Origin of the sequence: Streptomyces sp. NPDC002463 (assembly GCF_042889835.1) — a bacterium.
In the GTDB taxonomy this organism is placed as follows: Bacteria; Actinomycetota; Actinomycetes; order Streptomycetales; family Streptomycetaceae; genus Streptomyces; species Streptomyces nymphaeiformis.
This window is the reverse complement of sequence record NZ_JBIARL010000068.1, coordinates 1-1,097: the sequence shown is the minus strand read 5'-3', so window position 1 is coordinate 1,097 and position 1,097 is coordinate 1. Positions and strand designations below refer to the sequence as shown.

Below are 1,097 nucleotides of genomic sequence, written 5' to 3'. Positions count from 1 at the left end.
GAGGGTGTGGTGGAGGCGGCCCGGGGGTCTGCCTCCAGTGGCATGGGGCTGGGGGTGTTGTTCTCCGGTCAGGGTGCCCAGCGGCTGGGGATGGGTCGTGAACTGTATGGCCGTTTCCCGGTGTTCGCCGAGGCTTTCGATGCGGTGGTGGACCGTTTCGAGGGTCTGCGCGAGGTGGTGTGGGGTGCGGACGAGGGTGTGTTGAACCGGACGTTGTGGGCTCAGCCGGCGTTGTTCGCGGTCGAGGTGGCGCTGTTCCGGCTGGTGGAGTCGTGGGGGGTGCGTGCCGGGTTCGTCGCCGGTCATTCCGTCGGGGAGATCGCGGCCGCCCATGTGGCGGGTGTGCTGGGTCTTGAGGACGCGTGTGTGCTGGTGGAGGCGCGGGCGCGGTTGATGGACGGTCTGCCTGCGGGCGGGGCGATGGTGGCGGTGGAGGCTGCGGAGGCCGAGGTCGTGCCGTTGCTGACGCCGGGTGTGTCGGTGGCGGCGGTGAACGGTCCGCGTTCGGTGGTGGTGGCCGGGGTGGAGTCCGAAGTGGTGGCTCTGGTGGGGGCGTTGGAGGGGCGGCGGTCGTCGCGTCTTCGGGTGTCCCATGCGTTCCATTCGCCGTTGATGGAGCCGATGCTGGACGGGTTCCGGCGGGTGGTGGAGGGGTTGTCGTTCGCGGAGCCTGTGGTGGGGCTGGTGTCGAACGTGACCGGTGGCCTGGTGTCGGCGGGTGTGGTGTCGGTGCCGGAGTACTGGGTCCGTCATGTGCGTGAGGCCGTCCGGTTCGGTGACGGTGTGCGGGCGCTGGCGGATGCGGGTGTGGGTGTGTTCCTGGAGTTGGGGCCGGACGGTGTGCTGTCGGCGATGGCCTCGGGTGTGGTGCCGGGTGCGGTCGCGGTGCCGGCGTTGCGCAAGGGGCGTGGTGAGGAGGAGTCGGTCCTCACCGCGGCGGCCCGCCTGTTCGTGACCGGTGTGGAGGTCGGCTGGGAGGCGGTGTTCGAGGGTCTGGGCGCGAACCGGGTCGACGTGCCGACGTATCCGTTCCAGCGTGAGCGGTACTGGCTGGAGGCCCCGGCGGGTCGGGTGACCGACCTGCGTTCGGCCGGTCT

At 70.6% G+C, this 1,097-nt stretch carries 1 protein-coding gene; it reads left to right on the top strand.

Going from position 1 to position 1,097, the window contains the following annotated elements; genetic code table 11:
- Nucleotides 1-54 precede the first annotated feature (54 nt).
- Nucleotides 55-1,097: acyltransferase domain-containing protein (locus tag ACFYX3_RS42050; protein ID WP_389025427.1), on the top strand; the 1,043-nt coding region annotated here is incomplete at its 3' end.